The 23,252-nt window shown below is 34.2% G+C and carries 21 protein-coding genes and 1 other annotated feature; of the genes, 10 read left to right on the top strand and 11 right to left on the bottom strand.

Features of this window, described 5'->3' with window-relative positions:
- Nucleotide 1: 1 nt before the first annotated feature.
- Nucleotides 2-1,234 carry an MFS transporter gene (locus tag MHI34_RS05725; protein ID WP_101966970.1) on the bottom strand — a complete coding sequence of 411 codons (1,233 nt, stop codon included), beginning with the start codon at nucleotides 1,232-1,234 and terminating at the stop codon, nucleotides 2-4.
- Between the two features lie 66 nt (nucleotides 1,235-1,300).
- Nucleotides 1,301-1,565: a binding site (T-box leader), on the bottom strand.
- A 317-nt stretch (nucleotides 1,566-1,882) separates the two neighbouring features.
- Between MHI34_RS05725 and MHI34_RS05720 the strand changes: the two genes are divergently transcribed.
- Nucleotides 1,883-2,851, top strand: a complete 969-nt coding sequence (locus MHI34_RS05720) for a zinc-binding dehydrogenase (protein ID WP_101966969.1) — start codon at nucleotides 1,883-1,885, stop codon at nucleotides 2,849-2,851.
- Between the two features lie 49 nt (nucleotides 2,852-2,900).
- Here MHI34_RS05720 and MHI34_RS05715 read toward each other — a convergent pair whose 3' ends face one another.
- Entirely contained in the window at nucleotides 2,901-3,707 is an 807-nt protein-coding gene (locus MHI34_RS05715) for an EcsC family protein (protein WP_036117986.1), read from the bottom strand.
- A 144-nt stretch (nucleotides 3,708-3,851) separates the two neighbouring features.
- Complete coding sequence (locus tag MHI34_RS05710) at nucleotides 3,852-5,216, bottom strand: PLP-dependent aminotransferase family protein (protein WP_101966968.1); 1,365 nt, start codon at nucleotides 5,214-5,216, stop codon at nucleotides 3,852-3,854.
- Nucleotides 5,217-5,312: 96 nt separating this feature from the next.
- Between MHI34_RS05710 and MHI34_RS05705 the strand changes: the two genes are divergently transcribed.
- The 5 genes from MHI34_RS05705 to MHI34_RS05685 all read left to right on the top strand — a co-directional run bounded on the left by MHI34_RS05705 (nucleotide 5,313) and on the right by MHI34_RS05685 (nucleotide 11,332).
- Nucleotides 5,313-5,903: a GNAT family protein gene (locus MHI34_RS05705; RefSeq protein WP_036117982.1), complete on the top strand. Its 591-nt coding sequence runs from the start codon at nucleotides 5,313-5,315 to the stop codon at nucleotides 5,901-5,903.
- Nucleotides 5,904-6,010: 107 nt separating this feature from the next.
- Nucleotides 6,011-7,162, top strand: a complete 1,152-nt coding sequence (locus MHI34_RS05700) for an ATP-grasp domain-containing protein (RefSeq protein WP_089933104.1) — start codon at nucleotides 6,011-6,013, stop codon at nucleotides 7,160-7,162.
- A 246-nt stretch (nucleotides 7,163-7,408) separates the two neighbouring features.
- On the top strand, nucleotides 7,409-8,749 hold the full coding sequence (locus MHI34_RS05695) for a site-specific integrase (RefSeq protein ID WP_342504247.1): 1,341 nt from the start codon (nucleotides 7,409-7,411) through the stop codon (nucleotides 8,747-8,749).
- 2 nt (nucleotides 8,750-8,751) lie between these two features.
- Entirely contained in the window at nucleotides 8,752-10,893 is a 2,142-nt protein-coding gene (locus tag MHI34_RS05690; protein ID WP_342504246.1) for a site-specific integrase, read from the top strand.
- Complete coding sequence (locus MHI34_RS05685; RefSeq protein ID WP_342504245.1) at nucleotides 10,859-11,332, top strand: hypothetical protein; 474 nt, start codon at nucleotides 10,859-10,861, stop codon at nucleotides 11,330-11,332. The genes MHI34_RS05690 and MHI34_RS05685 overlap by 35 nt, the downstream gene beginning before the upstream one ends.
- A gap of 90 nt (nucleotides 11,333-11,422) precedes the next feature.
- Here the strand turns inward: MHI34_RS05685 and MHI34_RS05680 are convergent, their stop codons facing one another.
- From MHI34_RS05680 to MHI34_RS05665, 4 genes are all read right to left on the bottom strand, one after another.
- Nucleotides 11,423-11,773, bottom strand: a complete 351-nt coding sequence (locus MHI34_RS05680; protein WP_342504244.1) for a cyclic-phosphate processing receiver domain-containing protein — start codon at nucleotides 11,771-11,773, stop codon at nucleotides 11,423-11,425.
- 202 nt (nucleotides 11,774-11,975) lie between these two features.
- A complete protein-coding gene (locus tag MHI34_RS05675) occupies nucleotides 11,976-12,713 on the bottom strand; it encodes a hypothetical protein (protein WP_342504243.1) in 738 nt (245 codons plus the stop codon).
- Between the two features lie 629 nt (nucleotides 12,714-13,342).
- A complete protein-coding gene (locus MHI34_RS05670; RefSeq protein WP_342504242.1) occupies nucleotides 13,343-14,443 on the bottom strand; it encodes a HAMP domain-containing sensor histidine kinase in 1,101 nt (366 codons plus the stop codon).
- Nucleotides 14,434-15,159 carry a response regulator transcription factor gene (locus tag MHI34_RS05665; RefSeq protein ID WP_342504241.1) on the bottom strand — a complete coding sequence of 242 codons (726 nt, stop codon included), beginning with the start codon at nucleotides 15,157-15,159 and terminating at the stop codon, nucleotides 14,434-14,436. Before MHI34_RS05665 ends, MHI34_RS05670 begins: the two co-directional genes overlap by 10 nt.
- A gap of 159 nt (nucleotides 15,160-15,318) precedes the next feature.
- Here MHI34_RS05665 and MHI34_RS05660 point away from each other — a divergent pair, with 159 nt between their 5' ends.
- The 3 genes from MHI34_RS05660 to MHI34_RS05650 are packed head-to-tail and all read left to right on the top strand — an operon-like array spanning nucleotide 15,319 to nucleotide 17,828.
- Entirely contained in the window at nucleotides 15,319-16,242 is a 924-nt protein-coding gene (locus MHI34_RS05660) for an ABC transporter ATP-binding protein (protein ID WP_342504240.1), read from the top strand.
- Nucleotides 16,235-16,933, top strand: coding sequence for an ABC transporter permease (locus MHI34_RS05655; RefSeq protein ID WP_342504239.1), 699 nt, complete (start codon nucleotides 16,235-16,237; stop codon nucleotides 16,931-16,933). Before MHI34_RS05660 ends, MHI34_RS05655 begins: the two co-directional genes overlap by 8 nt.
- A 22-nt stretch (nucleotides 16,934-16,955) precedes the next feature.
- On the top strand, nucleotides 16,956-17,828 hold the full coding sequence (locus MHI34_RS05650) for a DUF4097 family beta strand repeat-containing protein (RefSeq protein ID WP_342504238.1): 873 nt from the start codon (nucleotides 16,956-16,958) through the stop codon (nucleotides 17,826-17,828).
- A gap of 704 nt (nucleotides 17,829-18,532) precedes the next feature.
- Here the strand turns inward: MHI34_RS05650 and MHI34_RS05645 are convergent.
- The 4 genes from MHI34_RS05645 to MHI34_RS05630 form a co-directional block, all read right to left on the bottom strand.
- Nucleotides 18,533-19,240 (bottom strand): ABC transporter permease, encoded by a 708-nt coding sequence (locus MHI34_RS05645; RefSeq protein WP_036117973.1) that lies wholly within the window; start codon nucleotides 19,238-19,240, stop codon nucleotides 18,533-18,535.
- Entirely contained in the window at nucleotides 19,237-20,085 is an 849-nt protein-coding gene (locus tag MHI34_RS05640) for an ABC transporter ATP-binding protein (RefSeq protein ID WP_036117970.1), read from the bottom strand. Before MHI34_RS05640 ends, MHI34_RS05645 begins: the two co-directional genes overlap by 4 nt.
- Nucleotides 20,086-20,231: 146 nt before the next feature.
- Complete coding sequence (locus MHI34_RS05635) at nucleotides 20,232-21,188, bottom strand: LytTR family transcriptional regulator DNA-binding domain-containing protein (protein ID WP_036117963.1); 957 nt, start codon at nucleotides 21,186-21,188, stop codon at nucleotides 20,232-20,234.
- Nucleotides 21,189-21,190: 2 nt separating this feature from the next.
- On the bottom strand, nucleotides 21,191-21,778 hold the full coding sequence (locus MHI34_RS05630; protein ID WP_036117961.1) for a dienelactone hydrolase family protein: 588 nt from the start codon (nucleotides 21,776-21,778) through the stop codon (nucleotides 21,191-21,193).
- 243 nt (nucleotides 21,779-22,021) lie between these two features.
- Here MHI34_RS05630 and MHI34_RS05625 point away from each other — a divergent pair, with 243 nt between their 5' ends.
- The gene (locus tag MHI34_RS05625; protein WP_058843979.1) at nucleotides 22,022-23,023 is read left to right on the top strand and encodes an iron-siderophore ABC transporter substrate-binding protein; all 1,002 of its coding nucleotides are present in this window, start codon (nucleotides 22,022-22,024) and stop codon (nucleotides 23,021-23,023) included.
- The last annotated feature ends 229 nt before the right edge of the window (nucleotides 23,024-23,252 follow it).

Below are 23,252 nucleotides of genomic sequence, written 5' to 3'. Positions count from 1 at the left end.
TTTAGTCATATTCATAGTAATGGGACTTAGAGGATTGTATATTTAAAAACAATAAAATAATAGCGACGATGATCATAACAAGGGAGGCACTCACGACGACAAATCGTATTGTGATTAGTTCAGCAGTAATGCCAAAAATGGCTGTTAAGAGAATGATGAAAAATGCGTCCAAGAATCCATAAATACTGCCTATTCGCCCCATGCTCTCAGATGGGATATTATTTTGATAAAAGGTATAGAATCCTGTATTTGCAAAGGCAGTCGCAAATGATAATAGAAAGCAGCCTAGAGCAGCAATAAGAAAAGTGAAGGATGAAGTAAACACCAAATAGCCTAATGCTGTTAGAAGAGACCCCAGACCAATCAACCAGGCAGTGGACACTTTTTCAACTACCGCTGAATTGGTGAATGAGCCAATTAATACACCTATTCCAGCAATACTAACTAAAATTCCATATTGTTCCTCTGATAAAGCAAGTATTTGAGTTGCAAAGGCAGCCTCTAAAGAATCAGTCGCTGTCATTAAGACGATGGTAGCACTAAACAATAAATAGACGCTCATTACATATATATTTTTTAAGCTAAAGCGTATGACCATTTGCCAATCATGAAATAGTACTTGGTAAAGGGATTTTTTTTCTATAGCATTATCAAACTTTAGCCGTTTAAAGGCTTCAACACTCGGCATGTTAAACGTTATACAGGCTGATAAAAATAAAGCAAAGGCATTTAAGTATATAGCCATATTGGGTGTTCCTAGTGTAAATAGAAAGCCGGCAATTGCTGGTCCAGTTAGAAAAGCCCCTGAGTCCAGCAAGCTACGTAATGAGTTAAAACGTTTCCTTTGTGCTATAGGAATTAATTTAGTGATGTAGGTCATCGAGGTTGGATGATACATAGAGCTAGCTACTGTAATGATAAAAACTAGCGTATACATCCATGCTAAGCTATAGAAGAGGGGAAGTATAACAATTAGTATAGATTGCACAAGATTTAAAGTAATCATTAAATGTTTCTTATTATAGCGATCGATAAGGCTTCCTGCCCAAAAATTAGTGAGCAAAGATGAGATTGCTCTTACAATATACAAGCCAGAGACAGCAAGAGCTGATTCTGTAACATTTAATACAATAAGATTTAAGGCGATAAAATAAATCCATTCGCCAATACTGGAAACACCAATACTACATAATAGGATGGCAGGATAACGCCAGTTCTCTAAAGATTTCTTCATATCAATTCCTCCTTAAGCAAAGTCAAGATCTGCAAAATAAAAAATCCCACCCCCAAGACGATTAGTCTTAGGGACGAGATTGTGGAATTTATACTCACGTGGTGCCACCCTAGTTCACTACTATGTCACCATAATAGCCTTTTCAGTACGACATAATTACTTATGTTTATACTGTAACTCTATAACGGGAGTTCCCGTCGCACCATCATTCAAATAGAAGTCCAATGCGCTACTCCGAGACTTGTTTCAATCATTCGTTCTTGCTCGTTTTCAGCGACCCGAGCTCTCTGGGAAGAACAGCCTTATTTACTCTTCTCTTCAATGTATTTTTGCTAGTGTATCATATGTACATAATTTTGGTAAAGTGTGATCTGAAAATTTCGTCAATTCCTTTACTGATAATTTGTATGGTCAAGCAACAGTTGACGCAACTTTAAGTAAGTGATCGAGATTCTTCAAAATGGTAAGATCCAATGTCGTTAGTTGTACTATTTTTTTCTGTGAATAGTGAGCCTTTGTTAATCGTCCTAATTGGCAAAACCACTTGTTGTTTTAGACTAGCATTATTGCTCCAGTCCATTGTCAGGAAGATTATCCATCCATTCTAAATTTAGTATATAATTTTTCTTAACAAGGAGGGAGAAATGAATGAAAGCTATTGTGATCCATGAGTTTGGTGAGGCAGAAGTTTTAAACTATATAGACTGTTCAGAGCCTACTTTGACTAAAGGCGAAGTCCTAATACGCACAACTTATACGAGTGTGAACTATGCAGATATTAAAAACCGCACAGGCAATAAAGCTAAAGCCAATTTCCCAATGATTCTTGGCTTAGATGTTGCAGGTGTTGTAGAAGAGGTCTTCGATGATAACAGTAACTTTCAAAAGGGCGACCAAGTCATCGCATTCCCTAAAAATGGAGCTTATGCAGAATTTGTTGTAGCTAAGGAACAGCTGGTTTTTAAAATTCCTAGTGATGTACCAATTGACAAGGTAGCAGCTGTACCGACGGTTTCATTTTTGGCGTATATGCTAACACATCAAATAGCAGCTATTGGTCAGCATGATGTCGTCTTGATACATGCTGCTTCCGGTGGAGTAGGGACAATGCTCATCCAAATGGCAAAAAAGCTAGGGGCAAAGCAGATTATTGGGACTGTGAGTAATTTAGAGAAAGCTCCAATCGTGTATCAGCTTGGTGCAAATCATGTTCTCACATATGATCAATTCAGTACACAAGTGCATGAACTAACGGAGGGACGTGGTGTTGATATTGTGTTTGATTCGATAGCAGGTGCTATAACAGAGGAAAGTTTGAATTGTTTAGCGCCTTATGGCACTCTTGTACAATTCGGCAATAGTGGAGGTAGAGCTGGTAATATTAAAACATCAGATTTACATAGCAGCTGCCGTACTATAAAAGGCTTCAGCTTAGGCACGACTAGAGCTTCAAAGCCAGAAATGTTGCAGCAGGTTGCGCAGGCTATTTTTTCTTTAATAAAAGAAGATAGCTTTCAGGTCCCCATTGCTAAAATTTTTGCCTTAGAAGAAATGAAAAAGGCACATGAATTGATGGAAAGCCGCCAGCATCAAGGGAAAATTCTTATTAAAATATAAAAATACAAAAAGATGACACGTCAATAATAGTGCCATCTTTCCATTTCTATTAATGTTCTAATTCATTTAGTTTTTCATATATACGTCTTTTTCGGTAAAGCATCATGCCCGTTTCAGCGACATCCTGAATCATTCCTTTATTGGCATAGGCTCCAAAGACCATTCCAGCAATAGGAATCATTTGAAACAGCTTTTTCCAGCCAAGCTGATCTCGATAGGTGTAAAATACTTCCTGCCATCCTTGGAGCTGTGAAATCATATTATCAGAAGCCTTTTTCGAGCTATTCATAGTTGAAAGTTCCTGCAAAATGGCTTCTTTACCGACAATATCAGCAGAAGTAAATTGTAGACATTTCACTATGAAAACACGCTCCATCTTATCATTCGGATCATAGCCATGAATCATCGCTATTTCCTGTAATGTTTTTAAAGCAGTTCCTAAAATAACTGGAATATCAATAGCTAAAGTAAAAATGCCTCCGAAGCCAGTAGAGGCCCCTTGTACCGTAGCAAATTTTACACGTTCATTTTGTAATTTATCACTGAGAGCAATCATGTCCTCTAAAGGAATTTGCCCAATATCAGCAATCGTCAAAATATGCTGTGTAGAAGAATGGTTGCGGATTTTTTGAAGTATGGCTTGTTCATTAATTAAATATTTCCCGCCCGATTGAATATAATTGCCTAATTCATCAACTAATAAAGCAATTTTATTTTGAATAAAGGCAGGCGTCATTTTATCTAATATCTTAAAAGGTATTCTCCCTAATTTCTCCCAAAACCATAAATCCTTTTGATCCTTCTCCCACAATTGAATCTCTTGCAAATACTGTTCTAATTGCTCGCGTTTCTCCATTATTATCTAATCCCCTTATTTGTCCATATCATTTGAACTTGATTCAGCCAATGTTTATTTTCAGCGTGTCGTAATTGATATACGAAAAAATTTTTATAAGGTTTCGCTCTATTCAATGAAGATTTAGACAAACTAATGAATTCATCATGATTGCCAAACAGAAGCAAGGAGTGCAATGCCGTCATTAATTTGCTGAAGTGTCAGTCCACCATAGCCAATAATGACCTTCGCGTCAATCGTACCATTTTGATAGGAGGTAGAGCATGGATAGACTTGAATTCCTACCTCTTGAGCTAGCTGGATTGCTCTATTTTCGGCAAGATATGGAGGTAGCTTTATGACAAGATGGAGCCCAGATTTTTCACCGATCACTTGAAATTCATTTGAAAAATGTGTAGAGATGGCAGCCAGTAATGCCTGCTGTTTTTTACGATAAATCGTCCGCATTTTTGCCAAATGCTTATCGAATTGCCCTTGTGCAAGAAAATCTGCTAAAACAAGCTGGTCTACTTTGGAGACAACTGATTTTTGATCTTGATGAAAAGTCATAAACGGTATGACTAGGGATTTTGGTAGAATCATATAACTAATACGTAATGATGGAAGCAATGTTTTCGAGAATGTTCCGAAATAGATGACTCGTTGAAGCTGATCCATTTTTGCTAAAGAAGGGATTGGTAGCCCTTTATAACGATATTCAGAATCATAATCATCTTCTATAATAAGAGCCTCGTTCGAGTTAGCCCATTGTAACAATGCCGCTCTTCTTTCCATCGTCATAATCATGCCTAAAGGAAATTGATGAGCTGGTGTTGTGTATAACATGTGAATTGTTGTTGGAGGAAGTGTAACCCCTGAATTATCCACAGGAATCGCTTCTGTAGATAATCCACATTGCTGTAAAACGGCACGTACTCGTTTAAACCCTGGTTCCTCTAAGCCAACGCGAGTCGTGCCACCAAGAAAATGACAGAGAGCTTGAAGCTGGCTTTGTGTACCACTATAGACAAACACTTGTGATGCAGCACAAACAACCCCACGCGAACGTTCTACATAGCGAGCAATCTCTGTGCGTAAAGTTGCCTCTCCTTCCCAGGGGCTTGTTGATAAGTTGTTGCTATTAAAATGCTTTTTAATTAGCTTGTGCCAAACAGCATAAGGAAAAGCTTCGTTATCCACATGTCCATTCGTAAAGTCGAATTGAATGTCATTTGCGTTACTGATACTAGGAGTAAAAGCAGGTGGCTGTTCTTGCTGTAGCCAATCAAATTCAAAGGGAGCGATATAATAACCAGATCTTTCTTTGCTATAAATATAGCCTTCCGCAAGTAATTGTTCGTATGCTTCCTTGATGGTGTGCACGCTCACATCCAATGTTTGAGCAAGAGCTCGTTTAGAAGGCAGTTGCGTATGTGCGTGTATTTTTTTCGTTATAATAGCGTGTTTTATTTCTTCGTAGATGTGTATATATTTCGCTGAATCCCCTGTAAATGAAATGGAAAGCTCCACAAAAATGCCTCCTTTGGTATGGTCGGTTTTTTAGTAATTGGTTATATCTATCATATCAATTTTATCGTTAAATAAGTAAAAAAGGAGTGAGCTGTAATGGAATTTATTGCATTAGAAAATAATGTGGTTAAACTAAAGCCTTTAGAGTTAAACGATTTACCGGGAATAATAGAGGCTGGGCGTTATCCAGAAATTTGGTCACATATGTCCACAACGATCAAGAAAAAGGAGGATGTGAATAACTTTGTGGAAAACGCATTAATAACAAGAAGCGGAAAAACAGAATTCCCGTTTGTAATTGTGGATAAAAAATCAGGAGATATTATAGGTTCAACTAGGTTTATGGATATTGATGATAAGCATCAGCGACTAGAAATAGGCAATACATGGCTGACTCCTGCATACTGGCGTACAGCTATAAATACGAATTGTAAATATTTATTACTGCAATATTGTTTTGAACAGCTTCATTTAAAGCGAGTTCAAATAAAAACGGATCATGAAAATATTCGTTCTCAAAAGGCCATTGAGCGTATAGGTGCCACAAAGGAAGGAATATTGCGTAATCATATGATTCGCAAGGATGGAACAACGCGGCATACTGTGATGTATAGTATCACGATTGAAGAATGGTCAAAGGTAAAAAAACATTTAGAAGAGCTATTAGTGCAATTTGGTTATAATTAGGAATAAAATGGATTTTTTTTAATCTAGAAAACCACTTTTTCTTATAAAAAGTGTCAAAAAGTAATGGGAAGGGTAGAGTACTTAAAACTTGAAAGAGGGTAATCTACTTGAAACCAAAATATACTTTAAGACAAATTTATGGTGATAATGCTGTATATACGCCAAGAACGCCGTATAGTGATAATCCGTGGATGATGGACGAACCTCATAAGCTGGATGCTTTAACCTCTAGAGAAGTAGCTATTGCTGATATCCCCGTATTAGTACACCGAGCCACACAAACAGAAAAAGCCCAGGAGCTTCATCAATTAGCAGGGTTACCTTGGATGGAACAGCCGTATAGCTATGACACACAGGAAGAATATCTGGCACAGATCCAATCTTGGTGTGAGGAAGGGAAGACAATTGTTTGTCAGTATATACATGACTTAGAGCATATGGATCGTCAATGCTATTGGATGGATGCCGAAAAGTTTAATGAGCTGAATACAAAAGCATATATCGATCATTTAATTGATAGTAAATTCATTCCAAGTCGTTTAAATGTAGAAACCTATAGACTCTCTGATGCCATAAAAAATTGGCAGCCACCTGTTGTACTAAAGCCTGGAGATGATTCCCCAACATCGGGAGGATATGGTGTCATCATTTGCCATAATAAAGAAGAGCTGACAGAAGGTATACGCCAATTTCGAATGACTGGCACTGACAGTATCATTATTGAAGAACTTTTACAAACAAAGCACAATTATAGCTGTCAATTTATTTACTGTGAGGAGCTAGGGATTCAATACTTAGGAGCTTCACAGCAAATAACAGATGACAACGGCATTTATGAAGGAAATATCATAGTAGATAAAGTACCTGAAAAAGTAATTGAGGCAGGAAAACATATAATGAAGCGTGGTGTGGAGGAAGGTTTTGTTGGTGTGGCAGGCTTTGATTTAATTGTGACAGAGGCTGGTGATGTTCAAGCCATTGACTTAAATTTCCGTCAGAATGGTTCTACCTCTATGCTGATGTTTCATGATGCTTTAGGAAAGCCCATTAATAAATTTGCTTCCTATGCTGCACAAGATCCGCAACAGAATGATCACTTCTTTCAAACAATTAAGCAATGTATAGAACAGGAAGCATTATTTCCGTTATCTTTCTATGATGGGGATTACTTTGATGAGCCCGTTGCCTCTAGATTTGTCGGCATATGGTACGCTGAAACGCTAGATGAGATTGAAAAGCTAGAGAAGGAATTATTATAGTTAAAAAGAATGGTCTACTCTGTAAGATTAAGTACAAGTAATTGTACATTATGTCTTATTCAATAGTGTTTCTTTTATAATGTTACACATTAAATAAAAAAGCACATTACTAAATGCAAATTTTAGTAATGTGCTTTTTATTTTCATTAACTTTCTCATGTACATTTGTTAAAGGGTTAAACACTTTACAATGACTAAGTAAAATATTAATATAAGAACATTAGTTCTTATAAAGGGGGATAATAATTGTATTGGTTTGAGTATTGTCCAAAGCATATTGAAAGTAAATACCAGTTACTTGTATTTAAAGATAACCAGACCTTTATTCCTTTGACAGATTATTATCATGATTGTTTAGGGAGAATTGATAAAAGCTCTGCAATATCATATTTGAATTGTCTACTTCCATTTTTTAGATGGTTAGAGAAAGAAAGTAACTATCAAGGAAACAAAGTGCAATGGAATGATTCGGAAGAGAAAATACGTGTTGTGGTTGAAGATTATTTGATGTATGAAATGAAGTGTAAGATTCGCGATAAAGACACCTTTCGTTTTGTAAATTTAACTAACAAGAGTTCTAACACAATTAGTCGATTTTTATCAGCATTAAAATCATTTTACAAATCAATGATACGATTAAAACAGTATTTCTACAGTAACCCATTAATAGATGGTCAAGCTATCCTACATAGCTACAAAGAGGAGATAAAGGGTGTTCGAGAAGATAAGCCAAGAATGCCTTCAATAGCAGGTACAGAAGAAGCTATTCCTCATCGAAGATTAACAGATTCCTATTTTAAAATTATCAATGAAGAGTGGCAACCACAGATTATTGATGATATAGATTTACCGTATCAAATATATCAAGCTGGTAAAAAAGCAAGTTGGTCACTTCGTGAAATGGTGATAGCCCGTATGCTATTTGAAACGGGGGCAAGGGCATCAGAAATTATTGAATTAACAATTGGGGATTACCGTAAACGTAAAAGTCATCAAGAATTTATAACCTTCAATAAAGGGAGTCATGGTAGAAAAATAAAGTTTGTACGTGTTAGCAAAGATACTGTGAAAAGATTGTTTCACTACATAGATACTGAAAGAAAATCCTTTGACGATAATCATTTAAATTTTGAACAATTACCTGATGATGCCCCTATCTTTTTATCAGCAAATGGAACACCTCTTACTTATCACGCTTGGTACTACCACTGGAATCGAGCAATGAAAATAAATGAACTAAGTTTAAATCCACATAAAGCAAGACACTGGTTCGTTACTTCTAGATTACGAGAGATTTATAACGTTGCACAAAATGAAACAGAAATTCATCAACGAAAAAATGAGCTGATTAAATATATGAAGTGGAAAAATCCAGATACGATGCAAGTATATGAGCATCATTTTGATGAAACGAAACATCGAGAAGCACATGAGAAAATGTTGGAGCAAATGCAACGAAACGAAAAGGACTATGTTAAGCAACAGCAAACTTCGAAGAAATCAAAGCAAAGGTTAAGCGTCGTTAAATCATCAGCTATCGAAGACTTTGATGAAGATTTAAAAGAATTATTAGAAGGGTTGGAATAAATTTGGCTGAAACAACGCTGTTAAAACCAAAAACAGAATGGTTCGATAAAATGCTTGGGCAAATGGATACTCGATTAATGTGTCTACAAAATAATAGAGGTGAATTTTTAATTGATAAATTAGATGAAGGGATGCTAAATTATTTGCATAATAGCTGCTTGACTTTTGAGTGGAAAAATCAACTAATGCTTATAGCATTAATCTATGTAGCTAAGAATAATGACCATAGAACTGTATTAAAAAAAATAAATACCATCCATTCAAGATTCAAAGATATTTTTAGAGAATGTAACATTACTTCATTTTCAGATTTCGAGCCAGATATTCATTTATATAAATATTTACAAGGTAATATTTGTGTCAATTCTTCTAACAATATGAAAAGCGATTTACTAAAATTCTATAAACCATCTGAATACCAAATTAACAAGTGGATTAATAATAACCTTTCTTCAGGTGAACAGGAATATTATCAAAAATTTTCATTACCACCCTTTTCATATGATAGTAGTGATTTCGCCTTCCCTAAATTATCCAAGGAACAAGCACAAAACACTCGCAAAAATGAAACAGACGCTATTGTACCACATCTTTCAACAATACGTGTAGAAGCAAATCTGCGATGGAATCAAATGAAAAGACTAAGAGATGCATTTCAGCAACAAATAAGGATTGTAGAAGCCGACTCAATATCATTACCTATTGAATTTTCTTATGCGGAACCAAAACGTATTGGAGAAGTATCTCATTTTCGCTTATGGGATAAACCTTCCTTTGTACTGAACCATCAACAGGAGTTTTCAGAAGCTGTTATAAAGCAAGCAAAACATAAAAAATCAACTTATTCTGATGAAAATAATACTTATTTCCTTGAGTTTATTCGTGCTGAATCTATAGAGAGTGAGTCAGAACCGGAAGGTCTTTGGTTTAATGAATTAATTGAGCAGAATGTTTTAGGAGATTGGACACGAATCAGACCAGTTGAAGAATATGAGAGGATTTTAAATTTCTTGTCATCATGGGGCTACGATTCTGAAAACGAAAGAAAACCCACTCCATTTTATTCAAAGCATAAAGGAATAATAACACCTTCAACATTTATCACTTTACACAAGGACAAAGCAGAAGGCTTACTAATAGATGTAGAACCATTTTATGCGGCTTGTACATTTGGTCTATTAGCTGTCGACATTTTAACAACAACAGGTGCAAGAAAGAGCGAATTACTTCAAATTAGTAATACAAAAGAATGTATTCAGGTAAAGAAAATTAATAATAAACTACATTATTCCTATAAAGCTATTCCTAAAGGAAGAGATTCATTGGAAGATTTTTATTTAAGTAAACAAACGATGGACAATATTCAAATGGTATTAAGGATGTTAAAAGAACATTATGGCAGCGATAAAATTCCAAGTGTCCTATACAGAGATGAAAGAAAGCATTTATTTCCTATACCTTTTCCTTATTATTTTCAATATGCAGGTAACGCATTAAACCAATTTGCTTTATACAGTTCCATTCGATTTTTACTTCATGGATTATTATTTGAGATGCAAGACGGAAAAGCTGTAACTATAAAAACACACCTATTACGTCATGCATTTGCGACAGAAGCTGTTCAACGTCAAAAAATGCCGATTGATATTGTCGCAAAAATGTTGCATCAAAAGGATTTTAACATCACAGAGTATTATTCAGCTTCTACACCTACTCAAATCGCAGAATCAGTAAGTGAGTTACATGATGTTATTTCAAGTTATGTAGACATTGATGATGTGTATTTAAGAAGTCCACAAGAATTACAAAAAGAGTTTGATGCCTATGCAGAAAAAGTTGGTGTATTCAATAAAGTATTGGGTGGTACTTGTGTTACAGATTACATTTGTCCTACTAAAATGCAATGTTTGGGCTGCAAAGCAAAAATACCCGAACCAGACCAAGAAGATGAATTATTAGAAGTCATTCAATTATCAAAAGATATGGAAAGACGATTTAAACAAATGGGATTAGAGGTCGAAGTTCGGAAAGCAAAAGAGATGGCAAAACAAGCGAAGATTGAATTGAAAGAGATTAATTTAATTAAGCAATATAGAGAGGAACGTAGCTATGAACCAATCACCAAAAGGAATCCATTCAGATAAATATCAGTGGCTTGATAAAGTACATCAGCAACGTAAGAAGCGTTCTGTTTCTATTGGCATACAAACGATTGACTTGCTTGTCGCACAAGGAATTCCTGTAACCTATCATAACATTAGTGAGCATTCGAAAGCCTTTGATGATAAAGGAAAAGGCATTCATATGAATACCATTAAGCGTAATGAGAAACTACATGCCTATTATCAACAGCATAGCAGAACCTATAAAGTAAAGAACACTCGTAAAAAGTCAGTAATGCCTTCTAAATTTGACGAAACAGCATTAAAAAGGATTTCTTCTGAACGTGATGTAAATAACGCTAAGAAGAAATATATGCAGCTTTCAAAAGAGGAGTTAGTGAATCGCTTAATAGCAGTTGAACAATATGTGGCTGAAAATCAAGAGAGATGGGTCGCAAATCATTTTGAACAGTTCAAATGATTTAAAAAATATGGGCATTCGTAATAAGTGGTGGACTGCCCATTCTTTTTCTTACTAAACAATTTGTTCGTTCAATTGTTTAGTATTACTTCATTCGGTATATTTATTTTCGGTAACAGAATAGTGGTAAATTTCAATATCTGAATCAATGAAACCTCTTCGTTTGGCTCCATGCAGTGTTTGATACATATTCTCTCTACCAACAGGGTTGTCCGTATGAATATATATTTTGTTTGCCCGTACCCCTTTTTCACAAATATACTTTACTAAGTCATAACCTGTTGGCAATAGATTACCTTGTAGATCTTCTCCTAAATCATGGTCAAGAGAAAGTATATCTACTTCGTGAGTTTCAAGTAAGTAAATGGCTTCTTGAAACGTTCTTGCCACGACAAAACCAATAGGACAATCTCTTAAATCATCCACATATACATTAATCATAATAGTAATTCCTTTCTCCACAATATGTTTCAAATGCGTAGTGAAATATAATGTTAAAAAAATAGTTACCACTACTTGTTACGAATAGCCAAAAATATATAAACATGACTAATAATAAAGGGATATTTACGTGCATTTTCCAATATCTCTTTATTACTCGTTTTACAACCAATGTATTAATTCAACCATTTCATCAACTTCATCAATAAATTTGAGAATAGCAATAATATGACTGCATATTAGCTTGCTTTGCAAAACTTCTATTGTTTCGAACTTGATTATATTCACTTAAAATGTTCGTATATACTTTTAAAATTTGTAATGTCATATTAGAATCAACAATATTACTTGCTTCTAAGTGCTTACGATACTTACCGAATAAGGTGTGTAATCCATCTTCTTTATCATAAGGTAATTTATATTTAGTACATAGTTGTCTGAAAAAACGCGTACTGAATGTATGTAATCTATCTAGTGCAAGTTCTGGTTTATCTTCTTTTAGATTTTTCTTTATTTCATCTGAAAGGATTTGAAGAGAGGCAGAACCAAATACGTCAATTGTTGTAAGTGTATCAATATCACTGTCTAAGCTAAATTCAAGTGTTAAATCTGGTATAAATATAATACCTTTTAAATCATAGCCGACTTCTGATGGAATTAAACTTTGGCAAACATCAAATAAGGTTGACTTAATTTGGGGTTTATCTAATTCTTCAATCGCTGCGGAAGGTAATGCAAATTTTATATTTATACCTTTAGCATCCCAACGACTTCCTCTTGCCCCATCAACATAATAAGATGTACCTAAATCTTCAATAGATAAAGTAGCTGTTCTCAAAACCTCCCATGACATATCTGCATGTTTTCTTTTCAGTTCACTTATCACGACTTGAAAGAATTTCTCCTCACTAACGGGTAAACAGTATGTATAATCACTCATAAAATACACCCCCACTCTTATTATTACTAGTATTTTACAGTATAAATTGATTCTTATCTATTGTAGCTTGTAATAAAGATTGATTATTTATAATAAATAACGATAATTTGTAATAAAGTTTGATTAAAATCATCCTTCCTCTGTAAATTTCTTAGAGGTTAGATGATTCTTTTTTTGGATATTTATGTTAATGTAACTATAAAGATTGTGAAGAAATGTACTTTAACTAACGGGGCAGTTTAGTGGAAGAAGGTTATGATAGGGGCATTGAGAGTGAAGCGTTTAATTATAGGTATAGCAGTAATTTGGTTGATTTTATTAGCAATGTGGTTTTTAACTTCGGTGTCACCAAGTTAGAGTGTTATTGGATTATTAAATTAACGGTGCGTTAGTTGAATAATGAGCTTCAACAAGCGGTTGTTCTTTTGAGTAACGAAAAATCCCAATTTCTCAATTTTAATACTGAGAAATTGGGGTTTTTCTTTTGAAATCTCCTGGTGGTAACTCTAGTAGAAAACTATAGAATCCTCTCTAGCAAAATCCCTAATTCTTTTGTCATGACATTAGGTGGAGAAAGCATTCCGTTCTAAGGAACCATAAGTAGCATAGTGTCCTCAAGTGTAAAGGTGTCAATATATCTTTTTAGGCAGTGTAATCATAAACGTTGTTCCTTTAGAAGGTTCACTCTGTATGGAGATAGTGCCTTTATGAGCTTGAACGAGGTTATGAACAATTGCCATACCTAGTCCAGTACCTTCAGTAGAAGAATCTGTTGTCGTTCCACGATAATATTGCTGGAATATATTTTCTAGCATGTGTGGAGACATACCTATTCCGTTATCAGCAATGTGGATATCTACATGTTCATTGTTATCGAAAATCTGTGTATAAATATTTGTGTTAGCTGGATTGTGAATAATAGAATTCATAAGAATGTTTTGCAATATTCTTTGCATGAATTTAGTATCAAATTCACTGTTTATGACAGGTGTATCTGTTTTAAAATGCAATTTATAGTCTTTGCCTTGTGGATTATTACTAATAGTAGCTACAACTCTTTTGGTGAATTCCACAATATCCTGATTTGATTTGTGCAATGGTAACTGACCATCTGTACTATTAAGCTGAATAACGAGACTTAGATCTTGTATAAGCTCCTCCATATGCTTACCTTTGTCTGCAATTTCTTGAATAAAGGAACGGGCTTCTTCCTTGGACCATTCGTATTGAGCGTTTAATAATAGAGTAGAGTAGCCTGTAATATACGTTAATGGTGTTTTTAAATCATGTGAAATACCAGCAATCCATTCTTGTTTTGCTTGTTCAACTTTTTCGCGTTCTGTTTCAGCAGCTTTCAATTTTTCTGATAAAGATTGTAGGTGTTGAAGTACTTCTTGATATAACATATAACGCATACGGAGCTTTCCCTTGCGGGCATAGATTTTTGAAAGTCCAGCAGGCTGTGTATAGTTTTCCTGTGATAGCTGATGAATCCAAGACATGATAAATCCAAGAGGACCTCCAAAATACCATCCAAATACAGCTATACAAACAATGGTACTAAACCCAAAAATCCATACTACGATTAAATTCTCATACTCTTCACTAACAGATTTTTTAATGAGTGGAAGAATACACTCGAGTCCGATAACAATACAAATACCACTCAAAAGCATCCACAGAATAATCCCCAGTGCAAGATGTAACGTAAATCGAGTGTTTATTCGCATAGTGAATCCTCTTTTGGTGGTATAAATTTATATCCAATTCCCCTTAAATTTACAATAATTTTTGGTTTACGCGTATCATCCCCAAGCTTCTTCCTTAGCTTTGAAATATGAATCGTTACGGTTTTCTCCTCGCCATACACATCATTTCCCCACACGAATTCATAGAGCTGTGAAGTTGTAAAAATGCGATTTGGATTTTTACAAAAGAAATGTAGTAGCTCTAGCTCCTTAGCTGTACAGTCGACGAGCTGATTGTTAACAATTAATGTAGCAGATTCAGGATTAAGGGAAAAGTAACCGAAATCAAATTTTGAACTCTGCTGTTGGTGAGAACTCTCATACATTTTTTGACGTCGAAGGATGACCTTTATTCGAGCAACGACTTCTAAAGGATTAAAAGGCTTTGTAATATAATCATCTCCACCAATACCTAATCCCGTTAATTTGTCAAAATCTGTAGAGCGAGCACTGACAAAAATAATGGGTGTATTTGTATGCTTACGTATTTCTGTGCAAAGTTCAAAGCCACTTATATCTGGTAGCATTATATCGAGCAAAATAATATCGTAATGATTTTCTTTTACAAGCTGTAGTGTATCCTTGCCTGTTGAGGCCGCATCAATATTTATAAAGTTTTCTTTACGCAACGTAATTTCTAATAATTTTAAAATACCAACCTCATCATCTACGATTAGGATTTTTTCTGTAGGTTCCATTTTTATCCCTCATTTCAATCTTTATCATAACAGCTTCTAATCTTCATATCCTTAATCTCTGGAAAAAATTACTTTCATTTTCCACCGAGTTTACTTTGTTTTTACTTTCGCGTATTAAGATTAATGTAACGAATTGAAAATGGTAAGGAGTAAACAAACATGGAAACCGTTATTCAAATACATCAATTAAGTAAGAGCTTTAAAGGAGTCGAAACCGTCTCGAAAGTCAATATGAACGTTAAGAAGGGTGAGATTTATGGGTTTTTGGGTCCGAATGGGGCTGGGAAAACGACGATTATGAAAATGATTTTAAATTTAGTAAAACCAACGTCAGGTGAAATTAAAATATTAAATCAACTTATTTCTACTACTTCATATCAATACTTGAGCAAAATAGGCAGTATTATCGAGTACCCAGAATTTTACGAAAGGCTGACAGCAAAAGAAAATTTAGAGCTTCACTGCGATTATATTGGGGTTTATGAAAAAAGAGCAGTTGAGGAGGCACTTGATATAGTAGGTCTCAAGAGTGTTGAACATAAAAAAATACATGAATTTTCGCTAGGGATGAAGCAAAGATTAGGCATTGCACGGGCAATTGTTACAAAACCAGAGATTCTGATTCTTGATGAGCCGATTAATGGTCTTGATCCTATAGGCATTAAAGATATACGTGAGCTTTTAATACTTTTAAAAGAAGAGCACGGGATCACTATTTTAATATCAAGTCATATCGTGTCAGAAGTGGAATCAATAGCAGATACTATTGGCATCCTTCATCATGGGGAATTATTGAAAGAGGTAAGAATGGAGGATATTCGAAAAGAGAATATGGAGTATCTAGAGATTAAAATAGACGATGTAAAAAAAACGATTCATGTGTTAGAGAACAAGCTAGGTATCCGAAAATATGAAATTGTTAATCAGCATTGTATTCGAATTTTTGAACATGATATTTCTCAATCTCAAATTAATAAAGAACTTATTTTAAATAACATTGCTGTCAATGGCATTGAAAAACAGCAACAACATTTAGAAGAGTATTTCTTAAACCTTATTAATGGAGGGAATCAATTTGCTTAAACTAATAAGACTTGAATGGAAAAAGAATCGTATGGCTAGCTATTTTAAAGGCTTAATCATTTGTATTGTTGGAATTTTTGCGGCAGTTGCACTTATGGCTGTTGGTTCTGGGGATGAAAAGATGTTTCTAGATTATACAGATTTTATGTCTTTAACAAATATTTTAATTCGCATTGTGTTTATCATTTTTGCGAGTGTGATTTTATCTCGTTTAGTCATTGAAGAATACAAAAATAAGACGGTTCAATTATTATTTACGTATCCATTAAAAAGGAAAAAAATTATTTTTGCTAAGCTGTCGTTAGTTTTCGGATTTTGTTTCTTCAACATTATTATTGCGACTTTTATGATGAATATCGCTGTTTATTTTTTAAATCCAATGATGAACTTGTTTGAAGCTCCTGTCGAGATACAGGAGATGGTAGCTACTATACCGTCTACTTTCATCAACGCATTTATGATGGCTGGGGTAAGCCTAATTCCTTTGTACTTTGGTATGCGAAAAAAATCAACAGCTTCGACAATAACGTCAGCTGTCTTAATTGGATTTTTGATTAATGCAACGATTTCAAATGGGGATACATCTACTAGTATATCTCAATTTATCATTGTCCCAACAATAATGTGTCTATTAGGGCTCGTTATCGGCTATCTGTCCTATTATAAAATCGACAAAGTAGATTTAACTTAAAATTGTGAAATGAGGATGTAAAGTGAAAAAGGTAATCATAGTTTTGATATTCGTTATTGCAATAGGAGGAATACTTTTCACCCTTAAAATCAAAGGAGAAAAGAGCATCACTGAAGAGCAGTCCTTTGATGTTAAACAAATTGAAGAACTAGAAATAAACATAGAGTCCTGGAATATAGCATTAGAAAATACAGAATCTGAAAAACTAACAATTGAATTTGAAGGTAAGCAACAAAAAAAGCAGCAAAACAATCCTGTTGAAATTAAAAAAGACGGAAAAAAAGTAAAGGTACTTCAACAAGACGCTGAAGAAGGAGTTATGAAAAACTTTAGTTTTGGAAAAAAAGATACTATTCATATTTCTATTCCAAAAAATGCAGTGAAGAAGATTGTATTAAAAAACAGCTATGGTGATGTCAAAATTAACAACATTGAAACAAAAGAAATTTCTATTTCTACGGATTCTGGCAATAAAACTATTAAAGGACTATCGGCAAATGAAGGTATAGTCACATCAAAAGATGGTGAGTTGATTATTGTAGACAGTTCTTTAAATGAACTAATGATAAAATCTACAAATGGTGATAGCTATATGACTAGAGTCAACAGTCCGAAAACGAAAATTACTTCGACTAGCGGTGAAGTATTTATGAAAGAAATCATCGAAGGAAAAGCACTATTTGTAGAAACTGCTTCAGGAGATATTACAATAGCATATAAAGAAACACCCAAATCATTAGAGCTTACAGCGAACAGTGAATCATCCGACATAAGCGTAAATTTAGAAGGTTATCAGAAAGAAAAACATACAGATAAATTTAAAAAAGGTAAGATTGGAGAAGCCTCAAACAAATTAGAATTAATTAGCAAAGGAGGTGTAATAACTGTAAAATAAAAACTTACAATCTGTGTGGTTAATAAATAATGTTAAGACGAGAACTTGAACAACAGGGACCACATTTATCTACTGGGATTGATATTTGTGAGAGACATTCTATATGTCGTTATATAAAAAAACAATTGCAATTGCTGAATTAAGAAGTTGAAAAAAATCAATAAAAGGACGGTCAGGCATTTGAATTCAAATAATATAAAGTTAACAAATCGCATGTTAAGAATAATAAAGAATCCGGAAAAAGAAGCTTCCCCTTCACAGCATTAATTGTTTGAAATAAGGGACTTTCCTAATTTGTTTTGTAAGCTTCATAATTTGAACTTATTCCTTATGATACCAAAATTGAAGTTTATATTGTTATAGACAAAGATAGAATTTACAGACTCTCTTATTAAACTAACGGGGTGCTTTAATTGAATATTCGCATCCCGAAATAACCAAACTTTTTTATAAAAACCAAACTAGATAAATAAAGAACCAACTGTTTTGATCAAACTTTGTTTCAAAACAGTTGGTTTCTTTCTGTATAAAATCAGCGTTTGCAATTTACTTTTAATCGAACTTTATTAAAAAACTACATCTTATATAAAAAACAGAATTAGTCCTTCAACTAATTCTGCAAAAAGCTATTATAATGTGTAACATTTTATTTGTCATGTAGTTAAATCTTTAACAGTAGAAAATAACTTGACTTTTAATAAAAATTAATCGACCATTCTTTTTTTATAGATAACTGCTGCGAAAAACCAAGAAACAAGTGTCCATACAATGATTGTCAACAGAGGAATGACCACATCTGGCATGGAATACGAACCTTCTAATGCCTCTGCTAAAAGTAATAATTGTGAGCTAGGCAACCATTCTGCTATTTTTAAGATTGGGTTGACAGAAGATAAAGCTAGAGCAAAAGGACCGAAAGAGAATATTAACATTACAGGCAACACAATGATGGATGCCTCCATAATGGATTTAGCAAATAAACCACATATTGTACCTAATGCAATATAAAACAAAGCTGAAAGTAATAATGCTATTACTATGATGAAAAGATTAGCAGGCTCATAGCCAACTAGAAAAATAGTCACAGCTTCAGCTAGAATTGTAATTATTAAAACAAACAAGCTTTTACCAATTAAAATATCACCAAGTGATGCTGGGGATAGCATGAGACTGCGAAGAGTGTTTTTTTCTTTTTCCTCTGCAATTAAGCAACATTGGACATATGTTGTTACTACAGCAAAGGCCATGTTGATTGGTAGAAAATATATACTAATACTATTGGAGCCTGATTGATTATATAAATAAGCCATTATTAGCGGCAGAAGCACCATCGTCGATACAGCATAGTTACGTGAAAATTCCTTATAATCCTTCACCAATATAGCTTGAATACGTGTCATTGAAAAATTCATACTAAATCACTCCCTGTTATTTGCATAAAAATATCACCCAATGTCGGCTCATTTGTATTAATTCTTGTAACTTCGTTGGAATGCATCCATTGATAAAGCTTCTCTGCATCTTGTGCACCGTTTTGTATAATCTCTTGCATGCCATTTTTGAGTTCAACTGTAATAGAATCAGAGCCAAATTCCTGTTTTAAATCCTTTGGTGCACCTATTGCTCGAATTTTTCCCTTATGAAGGAAGGCTACACGGTCACAAAGTATCTCTGCTTCGCTCATATCATGAGTGGTTAAAAAAATAGTTGTCCCCATATCATTTAATTTTCGTAAGCCATTATAAATATGCTGTGTATTGACAGGGTCTAAAGCAGAAGTAGGCTCATCTAAAAATAATAATTCAGGCTTATGCATAATAGCACGAGCAAGGGTAACACGTTGAATCATTCCTTTTGAAAGCTGACTGATCTTCTTTTTACGTTCCGCATATAAGTTTACAAAATCTAAAGCCTCTTTTACGGCAGAGTGGGATAGCTGATATAAGTTACTATAAAATAATAAATTTTCTTCAATAGATAGTCTTGTATACAAACCACTATTATCTGTTAAAATACCAAAACGTTTACGATTTTGACTTTGCTTCATTTCAGATGCTGGTTGCCCAAATAATAGGACATTACCAGCCGACTTATCTGTTTGTGCGGTTAATATTTTAATAGTAGTTGTTTTACCAGAACCACTTGGACCAAGAAAGCCGAATATTTCCCCCTTCTGAATTGTAAAAGAAACATCTTGCAATGCTGTTTCTTTATTAAATGTTTTTTTCAAGTGCTGCACATCAATCACTGTGTTCATGTGTAAACCTCCTGTTTGTTGTTGATGTCTACACTATAAGCAACAAACATAAGGTACACAGTATAAATCGGGTGAAAGGCGGAAAAATGATCCTCAGTGAAACAATATTAAAGGTGACAGGAGTCGTTTATTTCCTGGGAAATCTACTATATTCCGAGTATTTCCTTTAAATCTGCTAATTTATTTTTCGACAGTGGGACAACAGCCTTTTCAGTGCTATTGAGTGCTAGACTATAGCTGTTACGTGTCCATGTAATGATTTCACGAACCTTTTGCAGATTCACAATATAAGAACGATGGCTTCTAAAAAAGCCGAATGGTGTCAATTTTTGCTCTAGCTCATTGAGCGATAAAGTACATGGATATGCTTCTCCAGCCACATAGATAGAAACATCACCTTCAACACTTTCAATATAATCAATTTCGGGTGGATTAAATAAAATAATCTTATCATTTTTCTTTGTTGGGATTTTATCAATGCGAATTGGTGCAGATTCAATTTGCTGAGGTGATTGTTCTATTTCATCCTCCTTTACATCTAACGCATGCAAACCAGCTCCGTCTAATCTATGTATAGCTGTACTCATAATCATTAAATCTTCTAGATTGGTCGATAATAAAATGATGGTTTTTTGCTGTTTTATTTGACTATTTAATAATTGTTGGATATTTTGTTTTGAAAATTCATCTATATTTTGAAAGGGCTCTTCTAAAATTTGAATAGGTGCTTGATGGAGATACGTATTCAATAACTTTAATCGCTGTTTTTCACTATGAGAAAGCCGACTAATTCTAGTGTTTTTTTGTTCAGTAAGGCTAAAGAGCTTTAATAGATTCTCCGTTTCGTTCGTTGGACGGTTAAAAAGTCTCAATAAAAACTGGATATATTCACGAGCAGTAAGTCGCTCATATAACGCACTTTCACGAAAATGAGTATATGTATCATGTCGGTTCATAAACCATCGCATTAATGTATGTATTTTTGAAATATCTGTATAGATGCCGATAATAGTGCCAGGTTGTAAAGAAAGCTGAAAGCTCGGATAAATAACATTGCCTGCTTCAATATAGGGTTCAACCTGAATATCAATATTTTGTTCCATGTTTATTCCTCCTGAAATTTTCTAGCTTGTAAAAAGCTTCGGATGTCATTGTGTGCCTGCAAGTAGCTCCTTTGGCAATAATTAGAGTTAGAGGCGTCCATAAAACCATGTAAACCCTGATATTGTTTGGTCTGAACATTCGGTATGCGACCAAGTGCATTCTTTAATATTTGCACATCAAAACTACTTTCATAGCTAGGTAAAACGACTAAAGTTGGACATGCAGGTAGGATATCGAAGTATTGGCGGATACGTGAACCATACACACAAATGACGCGGTGTAGGGGGAGTGTGGCTAATCGCCAAGCCAAAGTTGCACCTACGCTATAACCAATTAATACCACTTCATTATAATTTTGAGCTGCCGCCAGTATTTTTTGAGAAAGTAACTCTAGAGGGGCATCGAAGCCAACTGTCTGCATGTAAAATTCATATGCTTGCTTTTCTTGCTCATATGAAAAGGATAAACCATCTGAATAGAACGAAATACAGGAAACGGAAGTGTTTTCATCACTATATGTTTGGACTTGTTCTTTTATAAAATGATTAACTCCATATATTTCATGTAATATAAAAATTTTTCTCCTCATTATTGCCCTCTATTATCTTTTTTCCAATAGTGTATCAAAAAGTAAGTATAACGTATATTTAACGTTAAAATGAACAGTGATAACCTCGTTCAAAAAGTACAAAGCTGGACATTTTTACGTTTATGGATAAAAAAACACAAATTTGTTCATCGAGTATTATATGTACTCAAAAAATTGAATTTGCTATCATCTTTTTGATAATGATTCTCATTATTTTGCTAGAAAATTAAAGGAGGACATACAATGAAGAAGCCGTGGATAATGGTGCTGTTCACTTTGTTACTATCAGTCTTGCTAGTAGCATGTAATAATGCCGAAGAGAAGGTAGCGAATCAAACCCAAAAAGAAAAAGAGGAAATAAAGGAAGAACCGTCCATTTATCCTCTAACATATACAGACGCTTTAGGGAAGGAAGTAATAATTGAGAAAGAGCCGAAACGTGTTATTTCTTTGATGCATGTATTATACCCAGATGTTCTATTAGCATTAGATACCAAGCCAATAGGTATAGCAAATGCTGATACTATGTTTAATTTATGGGAAGCCTATCAATCTTTTGTGGAAGAACAAACATTTACTGATATTGGGGATGTTAGAAGCCCAAGTCTTGAAAAAATACTAGAACTAAAACCAGATTTAATTTTGGCTGCTTCAGGTGTTCATGATCAACTATATGACCAATTGTCAGCCATAGCACCTGTTGTGTATTTAAATCAAAGAGCGATGTCTACTGATCAAGAGTTAGCTGTAACGGAAATTTCAAAGGTATTGGGGAAAGAGCAACAAGGAAAGGCACTGCTAGAAGAAGTAAGCAAAAAAATCACAGATGGCCGAGAAGCTTTGAAGAATTTTACAGCCAAAGGAGAAACTGTAGTCTTTACATCCGTAAATACGAAAGAAGAGTTTTGGATATATGGGAAAAATATTGCGCCAACGAATCCTGAACATGGTTTAGGAATTAAAGTTCCACAAAATTACCCAGAAGATATGACAAAGGAAGTAAGTATGGAGGGGATGTCAGTCTTAAACCCAGATCATCTATTTATTTTCCTTGATAAAAGTGGAATTACCATGAGTGAAGAGGAATTTTTAAAATCCTATGAAGAAAGCGCGGTATGGAAGAACATCAATGCAGTTAAAAATAAAAATATTTATATAGTCGATCGTTCTTTATTTGCACAGGATGCACCAATTGCAACTATGTATGGAATTGATATAGTAGTAGATTTGTTAAAAGATAAATAAATATGATTAAAATGAAATAGTATGCCTAGTGCATACTATTTCTTTAAGAATATTAAAAAATGGTGACAGGATATGTATTATTATTATGTTTTGTAATAATTTTATTTGATAATGATTATCATTATCGTATAATGGAATTAAGGAGGAAGTTCAAAGTAGTTTAGACAATTAGAAATACACAGTAGGGCTGTCATGCAATGTTAGTCCAATTGTTGAGATAGGTAATGAC

The sequence above is a fragment of the Lysinibacillus sp. FSL L8-0126 genome, from assembly GCF_038630385.1.
GTDB lineage: Bacteria > Bacillota > Bacilli > Bacillales_A > Planococcaceae > Lysinibacillus > Lysinibacillus fusiformis_D.
Note: the sequence above shows the minus strand (reverse complement) of the source record. Positions and strands in the feature narration are given on the sequence as shown.